Annotated in this window: 24 protein-coding genes; 21 read left to right on the forward strand and 3 right to left on the reverse strand. The window is 72.9% G+C overall.

What is annotated here, in order from left to right:
- Nucleotides 1-76 precede the first annotated feature (76 nt).
- Nucleotides 77-703, forward strand: coding sequence for an SOUL family heme-binding protein (locus GWK15_RS10650; protein WP_168041254.1), 627 nt, complete (start codon nt 77-79; stop codon nt 701-703).
- A gap of 47 nt (nt 704-750) precedes the next feature.
- On the opposite strand, the gene GWK15_RS10655 is transcribed toward GWK15_RS10650, so the two are convergent.
- Both GWK15_RS10655 and GWK15_RS10660 read right to left on the reverse strand, forming a co-directional pair.
- A complete protein-coding gene (locus tag GWK15_RS10655) occupies nt 751-2,307 on the reverse strand; it encodes an ABC transporter substrate-binding protein (RefSeq protein WP_168041255.1) in 1,557 nt (518 codons plus the stop codon).
- The gene (locus tag GWK15_RS10660) at nt 2,304-2,996 is read right to left on the reverse strand and encodes a phosphoribosyltransferase (RefSeq protein ID WP_168041256.1); all 693 of its coding nucleotides are present in this window, start codon (nt 2,994-2,996) and stop codon (nt 2,304-2,306) included. Before GWK15_RS10660 ends, GWK15_RS10655 begins: the two co-directional genes overlap by 4 nt.
- 68 nt (nt 2,997-3,064) lie before the next feature.
- Between GWK15_RS10660 and GWK15_RS10665 the strand changes: the two genes are divergently transcribed.
- The 19 genes from GWK15_RS10665 to GWK15_RS10755 all read left to right on the forward strand — a co-directional run bounded on the left by GWK15_RS10665 (nt 3,065) and on the right by GWK15_RS10755 (nt 20,584).
- Entirely contained in the window at nt 3,065-4,249 is a 1,185-nt protein-coding gene (locus GWK15_RS10665) for an amidohydrolase (RefSeq protein ID WP_245211519.1), read from the forward strand.
- A complete protein-coding gene (locus tag GWK15_RS10670) occupies nt 4,246-5,166 on the forward strand; it encodes a nucleoside hydrolase (protein ID WP_168041257.1) in 921 nt (306 codons plus the stop codon). Before GWK15_RS10665 ends, GWK15_RS10670 begins: the two co-directional genes overlap by 4 nt.
- A gap of 187 nt (nt 5,167-5,353) precedes the next feature.
- Entirely contained in the window at nt 5,354-5,539 is a 186-nt protein-coding gene (locus GWK15_RS10675) for a Flp family type IVb pilin (RefSeq protein WP_168041258.1), read from the forward strand.
- A 160-nt stretch (nt 5,540-5,699) separates the two neighbouring features.
- Complete coding sequence (gene cpaB, locus GWK15_RS10680) at nt 5,700-6,557, forward strand: Flp pilus assembly protein CpaB (RefSeq protein ID WP_168041259.1); 858 nt, start codon at nt 5,700-5,702, stop codon at nt 6,555-6,557.
- A complete protein-coding gene (locus GWK15_RS10685; RefSeq protein WP_168041260.1) occupies nt 6,554-8,017 on the forward strand; it encodes a type II and III secretion system protein family protein in 1,464 nt (487 codons plus the stop codon). Before cpaB ends, GWK15_RS10685 begins: the two co-directional genes overlap by 4 nt.
- A gap of 11 nt (nt 8,018-8,028) precedes the next feature.
- On the forward strand, nt 8,029-8,346 hold the full coding sequence (locus tag GWK15_RS10690; protein ID WP_168041261.1) for a hypothetical protein: 318 nt from the start codon (nt 8,029-8,031) through the stop codon (nt 8,344-8,346).
- On the forward strand, nt 8,333-9,568 hold the full coding sequence (locus GWK15_RS10695; RefSeq protein ID WP_168041262.1) for an AAA family ATPase: 1,236 nt from the start codon (nt 8,333-8,335) through the stop codon (nt 9,566-9,568). The genes GWK15_RS10690 and GWK15_RS10695 overlap by 14 nt, the downstream gene beginning before the upstream one ends.
- Nucleotides 9,556-10,956: a CpaF family protein gene (locus GWK15_RS10700; protein ID WP_168041263.1), complete on the forward strand. Its 1,401-nt coding sequence runs from the start codon at nt 9,556-9,558 to the stop codon at nt 10,954-10,956. Before GWK15_RS10695 ends, GWK15_RS10700 begins: the two co-directional genes overlap by 13 nt.
- The gene (locus GWK15_RS10705; protein ID WP_168041264.1) at nt 10,953-11,918 is read left to right on the forward strand and encodes a type II secretion system F family protein; all 966 of its coding nucleotides are present in this window, start codon (nt 10,953-10,955) and stop codon (nt 11,916-11,918) included. Before GWK15_RS10700 ends, GWK15_RS10705 begins: the two co-directional genes overlap by 4 nt.
- Nucleotides 11,915-12,835, forward strand: a complete 921-nt coding sequence (locus GWK15_RS26565) for a type II secretion system F family protein (protein ID WP_168041265.1) — start codon at nt 11,915-11,917, stop codon at nt 12,833-12,835. The genes GWK15_RS10705 and GWK15_RS26565 overlap by 4 nt, the downstream gene beginning before the upstream one ends.
- Before the next feature lie 18 nt (nt 12,836-12,853).
- Complete coding sequence (locus tag GWK15_RS10715; RefSeq protein WP_168041266.1) at nt 12,854-13,504, forward strand: tetratricopeptide repeat protein; 651 nt, start codon at nt 12,854-12,856, stop codon at nt 13,502-13,504.
- Nucleotides 13,501-13,980, forward strand: coding sequence for a TadE/TadG family type IV pilus assembly protein (locus GWK15_RS10720; RefSeq protein ID WP_168041267.1), 480 nt, complete (start codon nt 13,501-13,503; stop codon nt 13,978-13,980). Before GWK15_RS10715 ends, GWK15_RS10720 begins: the two co-directional genes overlap by 4 nt.
- Nucleotides 13,958-14,527, forward strand: coding sequence for a TadE/TadG family type IV pilus assembly protein (locus GWK15_RS10725; protein ID WP_168041268.1), 570 nt, complete (start codon nt 13,958-13,960; stop codon nt 14,525-14,527). Before GWK15_RS10720 ends, GWK15_RS10725 begins: the two co-directional genes overlap by 23 nt.
- Complete coding sequence (locus tag GWK15_RS10730) at nt 14,524-16,041, forward strand: pilus assembly protein TadG-related protein (protein ID WP_168041269.1); 1,518 nt, start codon at nt 14,524-14,526, stop codon at nt 16,039-16,041. Before GWK15_RS10725 ends, GWK15_RS10730 begins: the two co-directional genes overlap by 4 nt.
- Before the next feature lie 59 nt (nt 16,042-16,100).
- Nucleotides 16,101-17,075: a Bug family tripartite tricarboxylate transporter substrate binding protein gene (locus GWK15_RS10735; RefSeq protein WP_168041270.1), complete on the forward strand. Its 975-nt coding sequence runs from the start codon at nt 16,101-16,103 to the stop codon at nt 17,073-17,075.
- 2 nt (nt 17,076-17,077) lie between these two features.
- Complete coding sequence (locus GWK15_RS10740; protein WP_168041271.1) at nt 17,078-17,854, forward strand: 2-keto-4-pentenoate hydratase; 777 nt, start codon at nt 17,078-17,080, stop codon at nt 17,852-17,854.
- Between the two features lie 62 nt (nt 17,855-17,916).
- Nucleotides 17,917-18,822, forward strand: a complete 906-nt coding sequence (locus GWK15_RS10745; protein ID WP_168041272.1) for a polysaccharide deacetylase family protein — start codon at nt 17,917-17,919, stop codon at nt 18,820-18,822.
- Nucleotides 18,819-19,721, forward strand: a complete 903-nt coding sequence (locus GWK15_RS10750; protein WP_168041273.1) for a polysaccharide deacetylase family protein — start codon at nt 18,819-18,821, stop codon at nt 19,719-19,721. The genes GWK15_RS10745 and GWK15_RS10750 overlap by 4 nt, the downstream gene beginning before the upstream one ends.
- Nucleotides 19,718-20,584, forward strand: coding sequence for an HpcH/HpaI aldolase/citrate lyase family protein (locus tag GWK15_RS10755; protein ID WP_168041274.1), 867 nt, complete (start codon nt 19,718-19,720; stop codon nt 20,582-20,584). Before GWK15_RS10750 ends, GWK15_RS10755 begins: the two co-directional genes overlap by 4 nt.
- Here GWK15_RS10755 and GWK15_RS10760 read toward each other — a convergent pair.
- On the reverse strand, nt 20,581-21,348 hold the full coding sequence (locus GWK15_RS10760; RefSeq protein ID WP_168041275.1) for an SDR family oxidoreductase: 768 nt from the start codon (nt 21,346-21,348) through the stop codon (nt 20,581-20,583). The two genes, GWK15_RS10755 and GWK15_RS10760, sit on opposite strands and share 4 nt — an antisense overlap.
- Before the next feature lie 50 nt (nt 21,349-21,398).
- Here GWK15_RS10760 and GWK15_RS10765 point away from each other — a divergent pair, with 50 nt between their 5' ends.
- A complete protein-coding gene (locus GWK15_RS10765; protein ID WP_168041276.1) occupies nt 21,399-22,340 on the forward strand; it encodes a 2-hydroxyacid dehydrogenase in 942 nt (313 codons plus the stop codon).
- Nucleotides 22,341-22,343 lie beyond the last annotated feature (3 nt).

Consider the following 22,343-nt stretch of genomic DNA (forward strand, 5'->3'; position numbering starts at 1 on the left):
AAGTAGCGCACGCCGCCCGGCCTTCGCAAAGGGGGGCGGGCCACCATATCCCGGCCATGCCCCGGAGTTCCGCCGCATGGCCGCCCGCCTGCCCGCGATCCTGTCCTCCCTGCTGCTAGGGGCCTGTTCGACGTTGGGCATCCGCAGCGGCACCGAGGAACCGCGCTTCGAGACGGTCGAGCGGATCGGTGCCGTCGAGATCCGCCGCTACGCCCCGCGCATCGCCGCCGAGACCGAGGTGCCGGGCGCGGAGGACGCCGCGCGGAACGAGGGCTTCCGCCGCCTGGCCGGATATATCTTCGGCGGCAATGCACGGCGCGACCGGATCGCCATGACCGCCCCCGTCGCCCAAGCCCCGGGCGAGCGCATCGCCATGACCGCCCCGGTCGCGCAATCCGGCGATGCGGGCGGCTGGCGCATCCGCTTCTTCATGCCCGCGCGCCATACGCTCGAGACTTTGCCGGTGCCCGACGACCCGCGCGTGACCCTTGCGGTCGTTCCGGAGGAGATCGTGGCGGTGCTGCGCTTCTCCGGCCTGCCGCGCTCGGAGGCCGTGGCGCAGAACGCGGCCGCGCTGACCACGGCGCTCGAGGCCTCGGCCTGGGTGCCGGCGGGGCCGGTGCAGGCCTGGTTCTACGACCCACCCTGGACCGTGCCCGCGCTGCGGCGGAACGAGGTCGCGGTCCCCGTCGCGCGTCGTTGACCGGCGCGCCTGCGGCACGACGTTGACGGGCGCGCCTCTGGCGGCGGCTAATCCACGCGGCGGGCGGAGAAGGCCAGCGTCATCTCGTCCGTCCGCGCCTGATAGGTCACGCCGCGGCGCATCGCCCAGGTGTTCACCTGGAAATAGAGCGGGATCAGCGCCGTCTCGTCGCGGATGGCCCGGCGCGTGGCGTCCTGCGTCAGGCGCTCGCGCTCGGCATTGTCCATCGTCGTCCGCGCGCGCTGGATGATCGCGTCGATCCCGGCATTGCTGAACCGCCCGCGATTCGCCGTGCCGAGGCCGAGCGTCGTGTCCCAGGAATGCACCTGGGTCTCGAGCATGCCGAGCACCTCCGGGTTGGGCGAGAAGCCGGCGAGGTTCACGGAATAGCGCAGCTGCGCCGCCTCGGTCAGCCAGACGCCGCGCGGCTTGACCTCGACGGTCGCCTGCAGGCCGGCGCGGGTCCACATCTGGGCGATGGCCTGGACGACCTGCTCGTCGTTCACGTAGCGGTCGTTGGGGCCGTTCACCTGCACGGCGAAGCCCCGCGGGAAGCCGGCCTCCGCCAGGAGCCGCTGCGCGCCCTCGAGGTCGAAGCGCGGCGGCGCCAGGTCCGGCGAGGTGCCGAAATAGCCCTGCGGCCCGAGGTCGCCCGCCGCCACCGCCTGGCCCTGCAGGACACGGCTGACCAGGGCGTCGCGGTTGATGGCGATGGACAGCGCCCGGCGCACGCGGGCGTCGCGCAGCGGGTTGCGCAGCGGCGCGCCTTCGGGCGCGCGGACATGCGGGCTGTCCTCGCGCCCCGAATCCAGCGTGAGGAAGATCAGCCGGTTCGACGGGCTTTCCGCCGTGGCGAAGCGGGCATCGGCCTTGAAGCGGGTGAACTGGTCGGGTGGGACGATCTCGATCAGGTCCACGTCGCCGGCCTGCAGCGCCGCGACGCGAGCGCCGGCATTGGCGATGGGGCGGAACTCGACGGTCGCGAAGGTGGGCGGCGGGCCGGCGAAGGCGTCGTTGCGCGCATAGCGCACCGGCTGGCCCGGCTGCCAGGACACCAGGCGATAGGGCCCGCTGCCGATCATCGCCGAGCCGTCGTTGAAGGCGGCCGTCGTCACGCCCTCCCGCTTCGGCACGATCATCACCAGGGCGAGCTGGTTCAGCAGCAGCGGAAAGGGCCCGTTGGTGCGCAGCCGGACCGTGTGCGGGCCGACCGATTCCACCGCCGCGACGGGCCGCGTGGCGTAGCGGAAGGAGGACGGGCTGTTCGGCACGTCGCCCGCGCGGGCGATGGTGAAGGCGATGTCCTCGACCGTCACCGGCCGCCCGTCGGAGAAGCGGGCGTTGGGATCGAGCTCCAGTTCCCAGGTGGTGTCGTCCACCACGCGCCAGGACCGCGCGATGGCCGGCCGCAGCACCTGCCGGTCGTCCTGTTCCGCCAGCGGCTGGAACACATGCCGCGCGAAGGCGATGTTGGTGATCAGGCTGGCATAATGCGGGTCGAGGCTGGTCGGCCCGGCCTCCACGGCGATGCGCAGTTCGGGGCGGTCCTGCGCCGCGGCGGGCAGCGCGAGGGCGGTGAAGGCGGCGAGCAGCAGGCGCTTCATGCGGCGTCCCTCCTGGGGAACAGCGGGCAGAGGTCGAGGGACGCGGTCTCCGGCCGCGGCATCCAGCCGCCCGGCACTCGCGCAAAGAGCGGCGTCGCAAAGGCTGCGCGCACCGCGACGTCGGCCGGCCAGGCGTCGCGCCAGCGGTCGCCCTGCGCCATGGCGACCAGCAGCGCGGCCGGCCGCGCACCCGCGCGTTCCAGCAGCGCGACGCCGGCCAGCGCCGAGGACCCGGTCGAGATCACGTCGTCCACCAGCAGCACGCGCCGCCCGCCCAGCCGGTGCATCACGCGCGGATCGAGCCAGAGCCGCCGCTCCCCTGGCGCCGTGGAGGACGAGGCGGGCACGGACAGCCCTTCCTCATACCAGCGCTTGCGCGACCATCCGGGCGCGACCCAGTTCGTATGACCGAGGCCCTCGGCCACCAGCGGCGCGAAGACCTGGCCGAGCGTCGGCATCCCGACGACGACCTCGGCGCCGAGGTCGCGCGCGGCATCCGCCATCCAGCCGCCGATCCGCTTCGCCACCGCGATCGCCGCCTGGTTGGCGATGAAGCCGGCGACCGCGACCTCGCCATAGTCTCGCAGCGGCAGGGTCAGCCGGGACCCGTCCGGCATCGGCGCGGGATAGCGATCGGTGAAGGGACCCTCGGCGCCGCCGGGCGCATCGAAGGACTGCCAGAACTCCATGGTGCGGCCCGTGGTGGAAACGCCGCCAAGGTGGCAAATTCGCCGCAGCGCAGCAACGGAGCGCCCAGATGCCCACCCCCGAGGACCTCGCCTCGCTCGCGGCCGACATGACCGCATGGCGCCGCGACTTCCACCGCCATCCCGAACTCGGCTTCGAGGAACGGCGCACCGCCGGCATCGTCGCGGCCCTGCTGAAGGACTGGGGCATCGCGGTCGAGGAAGGCATCGGGGAGACCGGCGTGGTCGGCACCCTGACCGGCACGCGGGGGCCGGGCGGCAACCGCGCCGTCGCGCTGCGCGCCGACATGGACGCGCTGGCGATGCCCGAGGCGACAGGCGCCGCCTATGCCAGCACCGTGCCGGGGAAGATGCATGCCTGCGGGCATGACGGGCACACCGCGATGCTGCTGGGCGCGGCACGCTGGCTCGCCTCGAATCGCGACCGCTTCGGCGGCACCGTGCATTTCGTCTTCCAGCCGGCCGAGGAATCCCTCGGCGGCGCGCGGCGCATGGTGAAGGATGGGCTGTTCGAACGTTTCCCCGCCGATGCGGTGTACGGCATGCACAACCTGCCGGGCCTGCCGGTCGGCACGGTGGCGGTGCCGAAGGGGGCGGTGCTGGCGAGTTCGGACACCTGGGAGGTGACCTTCCGCGGCGCCGGCGTGCATGGCGCGCGGCCGCATCTCGGCACCGATGCGCCGCTGGCCGCCGCGCAGTTCATCGCCGCCCTGCCGATGATCGTCGCGCGTGAGATCGACCCGCTGCAGGCCGCGGTGCTGTCGGTTGGCCACATGGCCGCCGGCGCGCGCAACGCGCCGAACGTGATCCCGGCCGAGGTCTTCCTCTGCGGCACCGCGCGCGCCTTCTCCGAGGAGGTGCGCTCACACCTCGAGGCCCGCATGGCCGCCGTCGCGCGCGGCGTCGCCGCGACCTGCCGCGTCGAGGCCGAGCCGCGCTACATCCGCCGCATCTCCCCCACCATCAACCGCGCCGAACAGGCTGCCGTAGCGGTCAAGGCCGCACGCGCCGCGGTGGGTGGCGCGCGCACCATGGACGACCACCCGCCGCTGACGCCCGGGGAGGATTTCTCCGAGTTCCTCGCCGTCCGCCCCGGCGCCTATGTCTGGCTCGGCACCGGCGATCCGGCGCATCCCGAGGGCTTCCACCACAACCCGCATTTCGACTTCAACGACGCCGCCCTGCCGCATGGCGCGGCGTTCTGGTGCGCCCTGGTGGAACAGGAACTCGGATGACCCGCCGCGTCTGCCTGATCGACACCGACCCGGGGACCGACGACGCCGTCGCGCTGTGGCTCGCGCTCGCCGCGCCGGCGCTCGACCTGCGGCTGGTGACGGTGGCGGGCGGCAATGTTGGGCTGGGCCACACCCTGCGCAACGCGCGCGCCATCGTCGGGCTGACCGGGCGCGACGTGCCGGTGGTCGCGGGGGCGGAGGGGCCGCTGCTCGGCGCCTTCCGGTCGGAGACGCAGGTGCATGGCGCGGATGGCTTGGCCGGCGTCGCGCTGCCGGAGGGGCCGCCCGCGGCGCCGGGCATCGCCGCGGATGCGATCCGTGCGCTGCTGCGCGCGGAGGCGCGCGTGACGCTCATCGGCATCGGGCCGGCGACGAATCTTGCGCTCGCGCTCGCGACCGAACCCGCGCTGGCGGCGAAGGTCGAGGAAATCGTGCTGATGACCGGCGCCTGGGCGGAGGGCAACATCACGCCGTCGGCCGAGTTCAACGCCTGGTCGGACCCGGAATCACTCGCGATGCTGCTCGACAGCGGGCGGCCGGTGACGCTCGCGACGCTGGAACTGACCGGCCAGGCGCTGGTGACGCCGGACCGCATCGCGGCGCTGCGCGCGGCGGGCGGCGGGCGCTGCCTGGACGCCGCGGCGCGCATCATGGGCGGCGTGCCGCCGTCGCGCCGCTTCGGCCATCGCGGGCATCCGCTGCACGACCCCTGCGCCGTCGCCTGGCTGCTGGCGCCGCACCTGTTCACGACGCGCGAGGTGCATGTGCATGTCGAATGCGCGGGCGTCGCGCGCGGGCGGACGGTGGTCGACCGCTGGGACCGCAGCGGGCAGGCGCCGAATGCGCGGCTGCTCGAGACGCTGGATGCCGACGGGTTCTTCGCGCTGCTGACGGAACGCCTCGCCGCCTTGCCGTGACGTCGCGCGGCTTCATTCTTCCTTAAGCCGCGTCTCTTCAAATGGTTGCGAGGGCCCGAACCGGAGGGCGCGGCAGCCGGGAGCGCCGCGGGACGCCGGGGAAGGATCGCTCTGCGGCTGGCAGGATGCCTGGCCTCCACCCCCACCGCGCGCCGCGCATGCGCGTGGTCTCGGAGTCCCCCTGGAAATGACGAAGAAGCTTTCGGCGCGCCTGGTTGCGGTGCTGGCGGACAAGCGTGGCGTGACGGCGATGGAATACGGGCTGATCGCGGCCTTCATCGCGGTGGCCATCATCGGCGGGCTGACGCTGCTCGGCGGCAACCTGAACTCGATGCTGAACGGCATCGCGGCGAACTTCGCGGCGCCGGCGTGAGGCGCGCGCGGGCGGCGGTCCGGCGCCGCCGCCCGCTGCCCGCGGTCGGCTAAACCCTTCCTTCACGTGGGCCCCGCGATGATCCCGGCGATGGTCCCGTCCCGTCCTCCGCACCGATCCGAACGCCGCGCCACGCGGCGGCTTCCGCAGGCCTAGAGCGGTGCGCGTCCTGCTCGTCCTCGTCGTGGTGGTGGGCCTGGGCGGCCTCGGGCTGCTGGCGGTCGTCGCGCTCGCGCCGCCGCCTGCCCCGCCGGCCGCGGTCGCGGCGGCGCCGCCCGCGCGGGCGAGCATCCTGGTCGCCGCCCGGTCGGTGCAGGCCGGCACGCTGCTGAAGCCCGAGGATCTCTCCGCGCGTGACATGCCGGTCGAGGACATTCCCGCCGGTGCGCTGCGTGACACCCCCGATGCGCGCATCGACATCACCGGCGCGATGGTCCGCCGGACGCTCTCGGCGGCCGAGCCGCTGCGCCTCGACGGCCTGCTGCGGCCGGGGGAGAACGGCTTCCTGGCCGCCGTGCTGGCGCCGGGGATGCGCGCGGTGACCGTCGGCGTCGATGCGGTGACCGGCACGGCCGGCCTGATCTGGCCCGGCGACCGCGTCGACGTGATCCTGACCCAGGCCTTCGACGAGAACGACATCGCCCCCGCCCGCCGCGTCGCGGGGGAAGCGGTGCTGACCGCCGCGCGCGTCATCGCCGTGGACCGCCACCTGGTGCAGGGCATGCAGCCCGGCGCGATCGGCGACACGCTGCGCGAGGCGAACCGCACCGTGACCATCGAGGTGACGCCGGAGCAGGCAACGCGCGTCGCGGTGGCGACCCGGCTCGGGCGGCTGTCGCTCGCGCTGCGCGCCGCAGGATCGCCGGCCGAGGAGCGACTCGATCAACGGCCGGTCTGGGGCGGGGATGTCAGCGGCGCCTTCACGCCGGTCGGCGCGCCGGCCGCCGCCACGGCCAGCGGGGCGCGCATCCGCGTCTTCGGCGGCCCCGGCCGGGTCGAGGAGATCCAGTTCCGATGAGGGCGCGCGCGACCCTGCTCGCGGCGTTGGCCGTGCTGCTGCCGGGGGCGGCCTGGGCGCAGGCGCCGGCTGCCGACCCAACCGCCTCCCTGCCCGTGGTCCAGTCGCCGCCTGGCCTGCGCGTCGAGCGCATGTCGCTCGAGGCCGGGACGGGCCGCGTGCTGGTGCTCTCGGCCCCGGCGGCGAGCCTTTTCGCGGCCGATCCGCGCATCGCGGAAATGCGCCCGGCGAGCCCCACCAGCGTCTTCGTCTTCGGCGTCGCGCCGGGGCGTACCACGCTCGCCGCGATGGATGCGTCGGGCGCGCCGCTGGTGCAGTGGGAAGTGACGGTGCGGCCCTCCGCCTTCCTGATGTCGGACGTTCAATCCGCGCTGCGCCGTGCCTTTCCGCGGAACCGGAGCCTGCGGGTCGAAGCCGGGCCGGGTGGCATCGTCGTCACCGGCCAGGTCAGCGCACCGGTGGATGCCGAACGCGCGCAGACGCTGATCCGCTCGCGGCTCGAGAACGATCGCGTGCCGATCGACAACCGCATCTCCGTCACCGGCGTGACGCAGGTGAACCTGCGCGTGCGCGTGGCGGAAGTCTCGCGCGAGGTCACGCGCCAACTGGGCGTGAACTGGCAGGCGCTCGGGACCATCGGGCGCATCGGGACGCTGATCGGGTCGCCCACCAGCGCGGCGCTGGAGACGCTGAACTTCGCCTTCGACCGCACCGCGCCGTCGGACCGCATCGGCCTCGGCTTCCGCACCGGCAATGCGGAGCTGCGCGACATCAACGCGGTGATCGATGCGCTGGCCCAGGACCGGCTGGTGACGATCCTCGCCGAGCCGAACCTGACGGCGACCTCGGGCGAGACGGCGTCCTTCCTCGCGGGTGGGGAATTCCCGATCCCGGTCAGCCAGCGCGAGAACCAGGTCACCATCGAGTTCAAGCAGTTCGGCGTGGGGCTCGCCTTCGTGCCGACGGTGCTCTCGGACGGGCGCATCTCCTTCCGCATCCGCTCGGAGGTCAGCGAGCTGTCCGATGCGGGCGCGGTGCGGCTGCTGTCGGGCAACAACAACACCATCACCGTGCCGTCGCTGACGGTGCGGCGGGCAGAGACGACGGTGGAACTCGGCTCCGGCCAGGCCTTCGCGATCGCCGGGCTGCTGCAGGATGCCTCGCGCAACACGGGACGCGCGTTGCCCTTCGCGGGGGAGATCCCGGTGCTCGGCGCCCTGTTCCGCTCCGACCGCTACCAGCGCAACGAGACGGAGCTCGTCATCATCATCACGCCATACCTGGTCCGGCCGGCGGAGAATCCGCGCGCCGTCGCCGCGCCGACCGACGGCTTCGTGCCGCCCAACGATGTCGAGCGCATCCTGCTGATGCGCCAGACCGGGCGGCCGCAGGCCGCGCGCACCGCGCCGGCGCCGGCCTCCCGCGGGCTCGCCGGCAATCCCGGCTTCGTCCTGGATTGAGGGGAGGGGGCATGCGGCGCGCTGCGGTCCTGCTGCTGATCCTGGGCGGCTGCGAGCAGATCGATCCCTTCACGCGCGACGGCGTCTGGCGCCCGCGCGGAGCCAACGAGGCGAATCTCCGCCTGCATGTCGCCGATCCCGCGATGCTCGACCGCGGACGGGAGGATCCGAACGCGGACGGGGCGACCACCGCCGCCGCGGTCGCGCGGTATCGCGCCGATCGCATCCGTCCGTTGCCGGCCGCGGGCGTCGCCAATATCCAGCCGACGGGTGGCGCGGGCGCCACCAGCCCCGGCACCGGCGCGGGCGCGGTCAATGGCGGGCGTTGACGGCGCCGACCGGCTCGCCCCGGGGCAGGCGCAGGCCAGCACGGCCGACCGCGCGCCGCTGGTCGCCTTCGTCACCGACGCAGCCTCGGACGCGATCCTGCGCGAGACGCTGCTCGCCGAGCTCGGGGAGGGGGCCGAGGTGCGGCGGGGGGATGTCCTGGCGGCGACGAAGTCGCTCAAGCGCAGCGCGACGCCGCTCGCCTTGGTGGTCGACGTCTCGGGCGTGGAGCAGCCGCTCTCGGCGCTCGAGGAACTCGCGCTGGTGGTCGAGCCGGATGTGCGCGTCCTCGTCGTCGGGGAACGGCAGGATGCCGCCTTCTACCGACAGCTGACGCGCGGGCTCGGCGTGCTGGAATACCTGTTCAAGCCGCTGACGCAGGAGATGGTCGCGCGGCATCTGCTGCCCTATCTGCGCCACGGCACGACGCCGCGCGACATGCACCTGCGCGGGGGGCGCGTCATCACCGTGACGGGCGTGCGCGGCGGGGTCGGCGCGACGACGCTGGCCGCGAACCTCGCCTGGCACCTGGGGGAGGAAGCGCGGCGGCACACCGTGCTGTTCGACGCCGACCTCCATGGCGGGGCGGCGGCGCTGCTGCTGGGTGCGCGCACCACCAACGGCCTGCGCGCCGCGCTCGAGCATCCGGACCGGGTGGACGAGCTTTTCGTCGAGCGCACGGCGCAGCCGGCGGGCGAGCGGCTGCATGTCCTCGCGGCGGAGGAGAAGCCCGCCGATTCCGTGCAGGCCCAGCCCGGCGCCGCGGCGCGGCTGATCGCCATGCTGCGGCGCCGCTACAACTTCGTGGTCGTCGACCTGCCCGCGCGCAGCGCGCCCGGCGCGCGGGAGATCCTCGACATGGCGCATCAGCGCGTGCTGGTCACCGATGCGAGCCTCGCCGGCGCGCGCGAATTGCTGCGCTACGCGGCGATCCCGAACGCGCCGACCCAGTCGCGCCGCGCGGTCACGGTGCTGAACCGCGCCGGACAGCCCGGCATGCTGAACGAGCAGCAGGTCAAGGATGCGCTGGGGGAGGCGCCGGACCTCGTCATCCCCTGGCTGCCCAAGGTGGTGCCTGCCGCGGCAGACCTGGGGGAAGCCGCCTGCGCGGGCCGCGGGCCGTTCCGCCAGAAGTTGCTGCGCCTGGCGCAGGAAGTCGCCTCGATCCGCGCCGAGGGCGAGGAGGGCGTGAAGAAGGGGCTCTTCGCGCGATGGTTCCGCTAGACGTCCCCGCGCCGGCCTTCGGGCGGCTGATCCGCCGCGATCCGGCGGCGTCCAACCTGCCCGCGGTGATCGAGCCGCCGGAGCCGGAGGAACTGCCCGCCGCGCCGTCGGCCGCGCTGACGCCGCAGCAGCGCCAGAAGCAGGAATTGCGGGCGCTCTGCCTCGCGCGTATCGACCCCGCCTCGGTCGCCGCCCTGCCGCAGGAGGCGCTGTTCGCCGAGGTCGAGCGGATGATCGCCGAGATCGCCGATGGCCAGCGCATCGGCCTGTCGGCGCGCGAACAGCGCGAGGTGGCGGCGGAACTGGTCGACGACATGCTGGGCCTCGGCCCGCTCGCCCCACTGCTCGAGGACGAGACCGTCACCGACATCATGGTCAACGGCCCCTTCCGTGTCTTCGTGGAACAGAAGGGGCGGCTCGGCATGTCGAACGTCCGTTTCCGTGACAACGCGCACCTCGCGGGCATCGCGCAGCGCATCGCCGCGCAGGTCGGGCGGCGGATCGATGAGAGCAGTCCGATGGTCGATGCGCGCCTGCCCGACGGCAGCCGCGTGAACATCATCTTTCCGCCGCTGTCGCTGCTCGGGCCGTGCCTGTCGATCCGCAAGTTCGCCAAGCGGAAGATCGATTTCGGGCAGATGGTCCGCAACGGGTCGATCGCGCCGGCGATGGCGCGGATCCTCGAGATCGCGGCGCGCGCGCGGCTCAACGTCATCGTCTCGGGCGGCACGGGCTCGGGCAAGACGACGATGCTGAACGCGCTGTCGCGCCTGATCGATTCGTCCGAACGCATCGTCACCTGCGAGGACGCGGCCGAACTGCAGCTGCAGCAGCCGCATGTCATCCCGCTCGAGACGCGCCCGGCGAACCTCGAGGGGCGCGGGGAGGTGACGCAGCGCGACCTGGTGAAGAACGCGCTGCGCATGCGGCCCGACCGCATCATCCTCGGCGAATGCCGCGGCGCCGAAGCCTTCGACATGCTGCAGGCGATGAACACCGGCCATGACGGGTCGATGTCCACCATCCACGCGAACAACACGCGCGACGCCGTCACCCGCATCGAGAACATGGTGCTGATGGGCCAGACCGCGCTGCCCGCGCGCGCCATCCGCCAGCAGATCGTCTCGGCCGTCGACATCATCGTGCAGATCGAGCGCATGCGCGACGGCGTCCGCCGCGTCACCCAGATCACCGAGGTCTGCGGGCTGGAGGGTGAGGTCGTCGTCCTCAACGACATCTTCCAGTGGGAATACCTGGGCGAGGAACCGGGCGGGCGGCTGCGCGGGCTCTATCGCGTCAGCCGGGCGCGGCCGGGCTTCGCGCCGCGCCTCGCCTATTTCGGGCTGGAGCGGGCCTGGCACACCGCGCTCGACGAGGTGCCGGAATGAATGGCGCCGCGGCCCTGCTGCTCGCGCTGCTGCTCGGCATCGGCCTCGCGCTGTGGGGGCTGCACAGCACGGGCAGCCGGGGGCGCGGACGGCGGCTGGCCGCGCGCTTCGCGGCGCATTCGCTGCCCCATGCGCGCGTGCGGATGCAAAGCCGCCTGGCGCAGAAGGCCCCGCGCGCCACCTGGCTGCGCATCCCCGAACCGCTCGAGGCGCGGCTCGCCGCCATCTTCGGCTGGGATCTCGAGCGGCTGGACCAGTATCCCGCCGCGCCGGCGCTGCTGGTGCTGCCCTGTGCCGTGCCAGGGCTGGTCGCCGGCGCCTATGCCTCCTCGATGCTGGGCGGCTTCGGCTGGGCGATCGCCTTTCCGGTCTGGATCCTTCTGGCGCGCATGGTGTTCGGTGCAATGCACCGGCGGCGGGCGGATGCGCTCTACCGGCAATTGCCGGATGCGCTCGGGATGGTGGTGCGCGCCGTGCGCGCCGGCATCCCGGTGGTCGAGGCGCTGCGCACCGTCTCGCGCGAAGTGCCGGAGCCGACCGGGGGGGAATTCCGGCGCCTGTCGGACCAGCTCGCGATCGGCATCCCGATGGAGGAAGCGCTGCGGCGGCTCGCCCGGCGCTCGGGCCTGCCGGAATACCGCTTCTTCGCCGTCTCGCTGACCTTGCAGAACAGCGCCGGCGGCAACCTGACCGAGACGCTCGACAACCTCGCCGACGTGGTGCGCAAGCGCGTGGCGACGCGGCTGCGCGGGCACGCGCTGGCGAGCCAGGCGCGGGCCAGCGCCTATGTGCTCTCGGCGGTGCCGCTGCTGGCGGCCTCGGCGCTGCTGCTGATCAACCCGGGCTATGTGCTGATCCTGTTCCGCGACGCGCGCGGGAACATGGTGCTGCTGGCGGCCATCGCCTCGCTCGCGGTCGGGCTGGGCAGCATGAAGGCCATCATCCGCAGGAGCCTCACGTGAACCGCGTGCTGCTGCTCCAGGCCGGGGTCGCGGTGCTCGCCTGCGCGGCGCTCGGGCTCGCGCTGCTGCTGCCGCGGATGCGGCGGGCGGAACGGCTGCAGGGGCGGATTGACACGCTGCGCGGCATCGGCGCGCGGCCGCAGCCGGAACGGGCGCCCTGGCCGCAGCGCCTGGCGCGTGGGGTGGGCCAGGCCGTGCTGGGATCGGGCCTCGTGAAGGGGGAGACGCTGACGGAGCTGCAGCGCACCGTGGTCGCGGCGGGCTTCCGCGGGCCGCGGGCGGTGGCGGTGTTCATCGGCGCCAAGGTCATGCTGATGGGCGGGCTGCCGGTCGTCGCGCTGCTGCTCACGGCCGGGCAGAACCCGGTGCTGCGGAACTTCCTCGTCGCCGGGGCGGCGGTGGCGGGGCTCGTCATGCCGGAGGTGGTGCTGCGGCGGATGCGCGCCGCGCACGCCGCGCAGGTGGAACGCGGCCTCGCGGATGCGCTCGACCTGATGGTGATCTGCGCCGAGGCGGGGCTGCCACTCGAAGCCGCGGTGGAGCGGGTCGCGACCGAGATGCAGGACGCCAACTGCGCCGTCTCGGCCGAATTCGCCAATGTCGCGACCGAACTGCGCATCCTGTCCGACCGGCGGGAGGCGCTGCAGAACATGGGTGACCGCACCGGCCTCGACAGCCTGCGCCGCCTCGGCGGGACGCTGGCGCAGACGCTGCAATACGGCACGCCGCTGTCCCAGGCGCTGCGGACCCTGGCGACCGAGCTGCGCCACGAGACCCTGATGCGCTTCGAGGCGCGGGCCGCGCGGCTGCCGGCGCTGCTCACCCTGCCGACCATCGCCTTCATCCTCCCCTGCATCTTCCTGATCGTCGGCGGGCCCGCGGTGCTGCGGGTCCTCGATCTCGCCGCGCGACCCTGAGCCGAAGGAATTGGCCCCATGCGCAGGATGCTCGCCCTCCTTCTCGCCGGCCTGCTGGCGGCCTGCGGAGCCGCCACCTCGGACCCGCAGGCGCTGGGCGGCGTCGCGCACCCGGCCGACGCGCCGGCGCGGCTGCACCAGGCGGAAATGCTGGCCAATGCCGGGCGATGGCGCGAGGCGGCCGACGCCTATTCGGACGCGATCCGCATGGACGGGACGCTGCGGGCCGCCTGGCTCGGCCTCGGCCGGGCACGGCTGCGCGGCGGCGACCTCGAGGGCGGGGAACGCGGCTTCCGCGACGCCATCGCCGCCCTGCCACGCGACCCCGGCGCGCAGTCGGGCCTCGGCGTCGCGCTCGACCTGCAGGGGCGGCACGCGGAAGCGCAGGCGGCCTATCGCGCCGCACTCGCGCTCGATCCGTCGCATGTCGGGGCGCGCACCAACCTCGCCCTGTCGCTCACGCTGTCGGGCCATGGCGCGGAGGCGGTGCAGATGATCGAGACCGTCGCCCGCGCCCCCGAGGCGACGCCGCGCCAGCGGCACAACCTCGCACTCGCCTACGCCGCGTCCGGAGATGCGCCGCGCGCGGCCGAACTCCTCGCGCCCGAACTCGGGGAGGAGAGCCGGGAGGCGGTCACGGCCTGGCGCGCCGCCCTCGGCGGGTCATGAGGCGCCGTCGCGGCGCGATCCTGATCGAGTTCGCCCTGACGGGGCCGCTGCTCTTCGCCCTGATGATGACGGTGATGGAAGGCGCCTGGCAGGCGCTGACGGCCGCGACGCTCGACATCGGGGCGCGGGAGGCGAGCCGCTTCGGCGCGACCGGTGCCGCCGCGCCCGACTGGCTGCCGCCCCCTGCGCCCGCGACGCGCGAGGATGCGGTACGGCGCGTCGTGCTGTTCTTCGGGCCCTATGTGCTGCGGGCCGACCGGCTCAGCGTCGCGATTGCATCCTACGGCACCGCGGGCGCCCTCGCGACGCCGGATGCGGGGCGCGCCGGGGCCGGCGCGGCGGGGGAGACGGTGCTCTATGAGCTCTCCTACCGGCAGCCCTTCCTCACGCCCTTCCCGGCGTTGCTGCTCGGCCAGCCTGAGATCGACCACCGGACACGGATGATCGTGCGCAATGAGCCCTTTCCGGCCTCGTGACCGACGCCGCGGCTCGGTCGCGATCGAGTTCGTGCTCGTCGCGCCGGTGATCGCGATGCTCGGACTCGCCGTGCTCGACGTGGTGGATTTCCTGCGGGTCACGCTGCGTCTCGAACGCACGGCGGGGGAGGTCGCCAACATCGTCGCGCAGTACGAGATGCTGACGGAATCCGACGTCGCCGCGCTGTTCGACCTCGCCGCGCGCATCGCCGCGCCGCATCGCGTGACCCAGGCGGATGGCGCGGTGATCCTCTCGGGGCTGGCGAACCAGGGCTCGGGGACCGTCGTGCTGTGGCAGCGGCGGGCCGGGGCGGGCGGCTATGCCAGCGCCTTCGGCAACGAGGGCGGGCCGGCGACGATCCCGCCACGCTCGGCCGACCTGGTGCTGACGAGCGGGCAGGGGGCCATCGTCGCCGAGGTCTTCCTCGCGCGCGAACCCTGGATCCTCGCCGGGCGCTTCCTGCCCTCGGATCCCTTCACGCGGCTGCAGAGCTTCGCGCTGCAGCGGCCGCGCATGGTCTCGATCCTGCGGATGACCACGTCGTGAGGCGCCTGCGGGCCCTGCTGGCCGGCAGGCGCGGCGCGGTCGCCATGCTGGCCGGCCTCGCGGCGCTGCCGCTGCTGGTCATGGCGGGGGCGGCGATCGACCTGACGCGGCTCTACATCCTGCATTCGCGCCTGGTCACCGCGACCGACGCCGCGGCCCTGGCAGGCGCCCGCGCCATCAACGACGCGGACCGCGACACCCAGATCCAGCGCTGGTTCTGGGCCAACTTCACCCGCACCACGCCCGGGCGCACCGCCGGCTTCATGGGATCGGAGGTGACCGCCTTCACCATCTCGGTCGAGGATTCCAACCGCGTGGTGCGCGTTCGCGCGCGTGCGGCCATCCCCACCACGGTGCTGCGGCTGATCGGCCAGGACACGCTGGTCGCGCAGGCCGACCAGGCGGCGCGACGGCAGGACCGCGGGATGGAACTCGCCCTTGTGCTCGACGTCACGGGGTCCATGGCGGGGGCTGCGATGACCGCGCTGCGCGACGCCGCGACGGACATGATCAACATCCTCTATGGACCGAACGAGACGGTGCCGAACCTCTGGGTCTCGGTCGTCCCCTATACCGCCACGGTCAATATCGGGCGGTCGCGGACGGGCTGGCTGGCGGCGGGCAGCCTCGATCCCACCGCCTATGGCAGTACGGTCTGGCGTGGCTGCGTCCAGGCCCGCCACCAGAACGGGGAGGACGAGACCGACACGCCGCCCTCCCTCGCGCCCTTCCGGCCGCATCTGTGGCGGTCGACCGTCGGGCGCTACTCGCCCAACCTCGGCGACAACGAGTGGACCAACACCACCATCACCGAGCCCAACCCCGAGAACCCGCCGAGCGACGCCGCGCAGAACAACCTCGGCAACAATGCGAAGGGGCCGAACCTCGGTTGCGGGCGGGCGATCCTGCCCCTGACCCAGCCCCGCAGCACCATCCTGACGGAGATCACGAACCTGCGCGCGACCCATCGCGGCGGCACCATGGCCAATCTCGGCCTGCAGATGGGTTGGGCGAACCTCTCGCCGCGCTGGCAGGGTCTGTGGGGCAATGCGGCGCTGCCGCTCGCCTACAACACGCCGTTCATGGACAAGGTCCTGGTCCTCATGACCGACGGCAACAACGAATGGTACGACTGGCCCGAGGGCGCGCCCGGTTCCTGCCGGGCCACCGGCTCCAGCCCGCCCTGCCGCAGCAGCTACGTGAACGACGGGGATGCCGACATGACCGCCTATGGGCGGCTGAAGGAGAACCGGCTCGGCCTCTCCAACCCGACCAATACCAATGCGCGGACCGAGATCGATGCGCGCATGAGCCGCCTGTGCACCCGGATCAAGCAAGCGGGGATCACGGTCTACACAATCACCTTCAACGTCACCTCCTCGACCACGCAGACCCTCTACCGGAATTGCGCCTCCCGCCCCGAGGCCTACTTCAACAGCCCCGACACCACGGCGCTGCGGGCCGCCTTCCGGGAGATCGCCGGGCAGCTGGCCAATCTGCGCCTCGTGCGGTGAATCTTGCCCGGCGGCCGCGAAGCCTGTAGGCGGCGGGCATTCCGTCACGGGAGGATCACATGAACCGCAGGCAGGCCCTGGCGATCGCCGCCGCATCCCTTGCCGCGCCGCGCGTCGCGCGCGCGCAGGACAACTGGCCGACCCGACCCGTCACCCTGCTGGTGCCCTTCGCGGCCGGCGGGTCGAACGACGTGGTGGCGCGCCTGGTCGCCCCGGCGCTCGAGCAGAAGTTCGGCCAGCCCTTCATCATCGACAACCGTCCGGGCGGCGGCGGGTCGCTCGGCATGGGCATGGTCGTGCGCGCGCGTCCGGACGGGCAGACTCTGCTCGTCTCCTCGGCGTCGAACCACGTCTTCCACCCGCTGGTCTCGGGCGACCTCGGCTACGATGCGCGGGAATCGCTGGTCGGCGTCTCGATGCTGACGGACGTGCCGACGGTGCTCGCGGCCAATCCGCGCGTCGGCGTGTCGAACGTGCAGGAACTGATCGCCAAGGTGCGCGCGACGCGGGGCGGGATGTCCTTCGGCTCCTCCGGCGTCGGCACCTCGAACCACCTGGCGGGCGAGCTGTTCCGCATGCGCACGGGGCTCGACCTGACCCACGTGCCCTATCGCGGCGGCGGGCCGGCCCTGACGGACCTGGTGGCCGGCACCATCCCCATCGCCTTCATGAACCTGCCGACCGTGGCCCCGGCCGCGGGGGACGGGCGGGTGAAGATCCTTGCCGTCTGCACGGCCGAGCGCGTGTCCATCCGGCCGGACCTGCCGACGGTGATGGAACAGGGCGTGCCCGACTTCGCGGTGCGGTCCTGGACCGGCCTGTTCGCGCCCAAGGGCACGCCGGAGGCGATCGTCACCCGCCTCGGCGCCGCGGTGCGGGAGGCGCTGGCCTCCCCGCAGGTGAACGGGCGCCTGATCGCCATCGCGAGCGAGCCGATCGTGATGACCCCGCAGGAGACCGACGCCTTCGTCCGCCAGGAATACGACCGCTGGACCCCGGTGGTGCGCGCGGCCAACATCTCGGCCAACGGCTGACGATGACCCCCGAGGCACGGCGGGACCTGGCGGGCCTACTCGCCACGGCGCGCCGGGAGGGTCGGCAGATCCCGCCGCCCCACGACCTGCCGGAGGATGCCGAGGAAGGCTACGCCGTCGCCGAGGAGGTCGCGGCGCTGCTCGGCTGGGAGCGCCGCGGCTGGAAGGTCGCGGCCACGACGCCCGAGATGCAGCGCCGCCTGCGTGCCACCGAGCCCACCCGGGGGCCGATCTACGCCCGCTTCGTGACGGACTCGCCCGCGGTGGTCCCGCACGCGCCGCTGCTGGACCCGATCGTCGAATGCGAGGTGCTGCTGCGGCTCGACCGCCCGCTGCCGCCGCGCGAGGCGCCCTGGACGGCGCAGGAGGTCGAGGCGGCGATCGGTGCCGCGCTCGGCGGCATCGAGGTCGCGGAATGCCGCTTCCCGATGGATGCGCTGCCGGCGATGTCGGCGATCCTCGCCGATGGTGCGGGGAACGGGCACTATGTCGTCGGCCCGGAGATCCCGGGCTGGCGGGAAGCGGACCTCGCCGCGATGCCGGTGGCGCTCGAGGTGGACGGCGTCCGCCGGCGCATCGGATGCGGCGCCGACGCCATGGGCCATCCCTTCCGCGTGCTGCTCTGGCTCGCCGAGGCGCTGCGCCGGCGCGGCGAGGGCCTTGCGGCGGGCGACTTGGTGAGCACCGGCACCTGCACCGGCATGCTGCGCCCCGCTCGCGGCCAGCGCATGCGTGCGCGCTTCGGGGATGACTGCAAGGTCGACCTCGCCTTCGCCTGACCCCGCATTGACGGCGCCAGGCGCCTGACGCAGCGTCCCGCCAACGACCGGAGGGCCGCGCGATGAAGCTTCCTGGCCATGGGCGCTACGCCCACAGCGCCATCCCGCAACGACCGACCTATGAATGGCCGAACGGGACGCGGCTCGCAGTCGTGGTCTGCAACAACATCGAGGCCTTCGCCTATCGCGCCGGCCTCGGGTCCGACAGCACCGGCGCGGCCGCACCGCAGGGCCAGCGCAACTACGCCTGGCGCGACTACGGCAACCGCGTCGGGCTGTGGAACATGCTCGAGATGCTCGACGAGCTCGACATCCCCTGCGCGCACAACGTCAACGGCGCGGTGCTCGATGCGTGTCCCGAAATCGCCCCGGCGCTGAAGGCCCGCGGCGACGAGTTCATCGGACATGGCCGCACCAATGCCGAGCGCCAGGACGGGATGTGGGAGGAGGACGAGCGGCGCCTGATCGCCGAGAGCCGCGACGCCATCATCCGCCATGCCGGGGCGGCGCCGCAGGGCTGGCTCGGGCCCTACATCGCGCAATCGGCGGTGACGCTCGACCTGCTGAAGGAGGAAGGCTTCTCCTACGTCATGGACTGGCCGGCGGACGACCAGCCCTTCTGGATGACGACGCGCGCGGGGCCGATGCTCTCGGTGCCCTACTCCATCGAGCTGAACGACAGCCCGGCGCTGGTCTTCCGCCAGCATTCGGGGCGGGAATTCGCCCAGATGATCATCGACCAGTTCGACGAGATGCTGGAACAGTCCCGCCGGCGCCCGCTGGTCTGCTCGGTCGTGCTGCATCCCTTCATCGTCGGCCAGCCCTTCCGCCTGCGGCCGTTGCGCGACGCGCTGCGGCACATCCTGTCGCATCGGGACCGGCTGTGGCTGGCGCGGCCGGGCGAGGTCGCGCACTACGTCGCCTCCCTGCCGCGCGGCATCGTGCCGGGGTCGGAGGCGCTGCCGTGAGCGACGAGGAAGCCGGCCGCGCCCGCGACTTCATCGGCTATGGCCGCACCCCGCCCGATCCGCGCTGGCCGGGCGGGGCGCATGTCGTCTGCAACTTCGTCATCAACTACGAGGAAGGCGGCGAGGCGAGCGTCCCGGACGGCGACCCGAACAGCGAGAACGCGCTGACCGAGGGCAGCACCGCGCCGGTGAAGGGGCGCGACCTCGCCGCGGAATCCATGTTCGCCTATGGCAGCCGCGCGGGCTTCTGGCGGCTGCACCGCATCTTCACCGCGCGGGGGCTGCCCTGCACGGTCTTCGCCGTGGCGCGCGCCCTGCAGCGCAACCCGGAGGCCTGCGCCGCCATGCGGGAGGCCGGCTGGGACGTCGCCGGCCACGGCCTGCGCTGGGAGATGCACAACGCCTTCGACAAGGCGACCGAGCGCGAGCGCATCGCCCAGGCCACCGCGATCATCACGCGCTGCATCGGGGAGCGCCCCGCCGGCTGGTACACGCGCTACGCGCCCTCGCTGAACACGCGCCGCCTGCTGATCGAGGCCGGCTACGAGTACGACAGCGACGCCTATGACGACGAACTGCCCTATTGGGTGAAATGCGCCGGGCGGGATGCGCTGGTGGTGCCCTATTCGCTGGTCCACAACGACGTGCGTTTCCCGCGCATGGGGATGTCCTCGGGCAGCGAGTATTTCGACTACATGCGCGACGCCATCGAATGCGTGCTGCGGGAGGATCCGCCGCGCATGCTCTCCTTCGGGCTGCACAACCGCATCATCGCCCATCCGGGCCGCGCGATGGGCCTCGCGAGGCTGCTCGACTGGATCGGTAACCATCCGCGCGTCGCGGTGATGCGCCGCGTCGACATCGCGCGCCATTGGCGCAAGGAACATCCCGCCCCATGACCCGCGACCTGCCGACCTGGCGTTCCCTGCTTTATGTGCCGGCGAGCGCGGAGAAGTTCGTCGCGAAGGCGCATGAGCGCGGCGCGGATGCGGTGATCCTGGACCTCGAGGACGGCGTCGCGCCGGATGCGAAGGATGCCGCGCGGGCGGGGCTGCCGGCATCCGTCGCGAGCGTGCGGCGGAACGGCGCGGCCGTGCTGGTGCGCATCAACCGGCCGCTGCGCATGACGGTGCGTGACATCGCCGCGGCGGTCGCGGCTGGGGCGGATGCCCTGGTCTGCACCAAGATCATGGGCGCGGACCATGTGCGGATGCTGTCGGAACTGACGGCCGAGTCCGAGGCCGAGGCCGGCCGCCCGGTCGGGTCCGTGCGCTTCGTCGCGCTGATCGAGGATGCGGCGGCGCTGGCCCATGCCCAGGCGATCGCGGCGGCCGATCCGCGCGTGGTGGCCCTCGGCGTCGGCGGGGAGGACCTCGCGACGGATCTCGGCGCGGAGCCGACGCCGGATGCGCTCGACCTGCCGAAGCGGCTCGGCGTCATCGCGGCGCGCGCGGCGGGCGTGCTGCCGCTGGGCTTCATCGGCACCGTGGCGGGGCTGAAGGACCTCGACGGCTATCGCGCCATGCTGCGCCGGTCGCGCGCCATCGGCTTCGCGTGTGCGTCCTGTGTTCATCCCTCCCAGGTGCCGATCATCAACGAGGAATACGGCGCGCGGCCCGAGGAGGTGGACCGCGCGAAGCGCCTGGTCGCGGCCTTCGAGGCGGCGCTCGCCGAAGGCAAGGGCGCCGCCGCCTTCGAAGGCGAGATGATCGACAAGCCGATCGTCGAGCGCGCCCGCCGCCTGATCGCCCGCGCCGGCTAGACGACGGCGGTCATGCCGCCGTCCACGTACAGCAGGTGCCCGTGGACGAAGTCCGAGGCCGGCGCGGCGAGGAACACCGTCGCGCCGACCAGTTCCTCGACCTTGCCCCAGCGCCCCGCCGGCACGCGCTTGCACAGCCAGTCGGTGAAGGTGGGGTCCTGCACCAGGGCGCTGGTCAGTTCCGTGTCGTAGTAGCCGGGGGCCACGCCGTTCACGTTGACCCCGTGCTTCGCCCATTCCGCGCAGAGCGTGCGCGTCAGCATCCGCAGCGCGCCCTTGCTCGACGCATAAGGCGCGATGGTCGGGCGGCCGAGCTCGCTTTGCACCGAGCAGATGGTGATGATCTTGCCGCGCCCGCGATGGACCATGCGCTTGCCCGCGGCCTGGCAGCAGAACCAGACGCCGTCGACATTCACCGACATCACCTTGCGCCAGGTCTCCGGCGGCATGTCGACCGACGGCGCGCGCAGATTGATCCCCGCATTGGCGACCAGGATGTGCAGCGGGCCGTGCGCCTGCTCGATGCCGGCGATGCCGGCCTCGACGGCGTCGGGATCGGTCACGTCGAAGGCGGCGATCTCGGTCTTGAGGCCATGGCTCGCGAGGGTGCGCTGCGCATTGGCGAGCCGGCCCGTGTCGCGGCCGTTCAGCACCACCTTCGCGCCCGCCTCGGCCAGCCCCTTGGCGAGGGCGTAGCCGATCCCCTGGCTCGATCCGGTCACCAGGGCGAGCCGCCCGGTCAGGTCGAACAGCGCATGCGACATTCCCGCTTCCTCCTGTAGGATCGCCGGAAGGCTAGGGGGGAGCGACGCGGATGGACAAGCCTGGGCTGCTGGTGGTGGGCGTGCTGCCCGACTGGGACCTCGAGGCGCTGGCGCAGCGCTTCACGCTGCACCTGCTATACGGGGCCCCCGACCGCGCCGCCTTCCTCGCGCAGCACGGGCCTTCGATCCGCGCCATCGCGACCAAGGGCGAGCTCGGCGCCGATGCGGCGATGATGGATGCCTGCCCGCAGGCGAAGATCATCGCCTGCTACGGCGTGGGCGTGGATGCGATCGACCTCGCCGCCGCCCGCTCCCGCGGCGTCGCTGTGACCAACACCCCCGGCGTGCTGACCGAGGAAGTGGCCGACATGGCCTTCGCGCTGCTGCTCGCGACCGCGCGCGCCATCCCGGAAGGCGATGCCTATGTCCGGACCGGCGCCTGGCTGCAGCAGGGGCCGATGCGGCTGACGACGCGCGTCTGGGGGAAGCGGCTCGGCATCGTGGGACTGGGGCGGATCGGGCAGGCCATCGCGCGGCGCGCGGAAGGCTTCGGCATGGCCATCGCCTATTCGGGGCGCAGCAAGAAGGACGTGCCCTACGCCTATCACCCGAGCCCGGCCGCGCTCGCGCCGCATGTCGACATCCTGGTCGTCTCGGCCGCCGGCGGCGCGGCGACGATGGGCCTGGTGGACCGCGCGGCGATCGAGGCGCTGCCGCAGGGGACGATCTTTGTGAGCGTCTCGCGCGGGACGGTGGTGGACGAGGCGGCGCTGGTCGATGCGCTGAAATCGGGACGCATCGCGGCCGCCGGGCTCGATGTGTTCATGAACGAGCCGGCGATCGACCCCGTCTTCGCGACCTTTCCGAACGTGGTGCTCTCGCCGCACCAGGCCTCGGGCACGGTCGAGACGCGCAAGGACATGGGTGCCTTGATGCGCAGGAACCTCGAGGCGCATTTCGACGGGCGCCCCTTGCCGACGCCCGTCGGATAGCGG

It is taken from the genome of Neoroseomonas oryzicola, assembly GCF_012163135.1.
Classification (GTDB): Bacteria; Pseudomonadota; Alphaproteobacteria; order Acetobacterales; family Acetobacteraceae; genus Neoroseomonas; species Neoroseomonas oryzicola.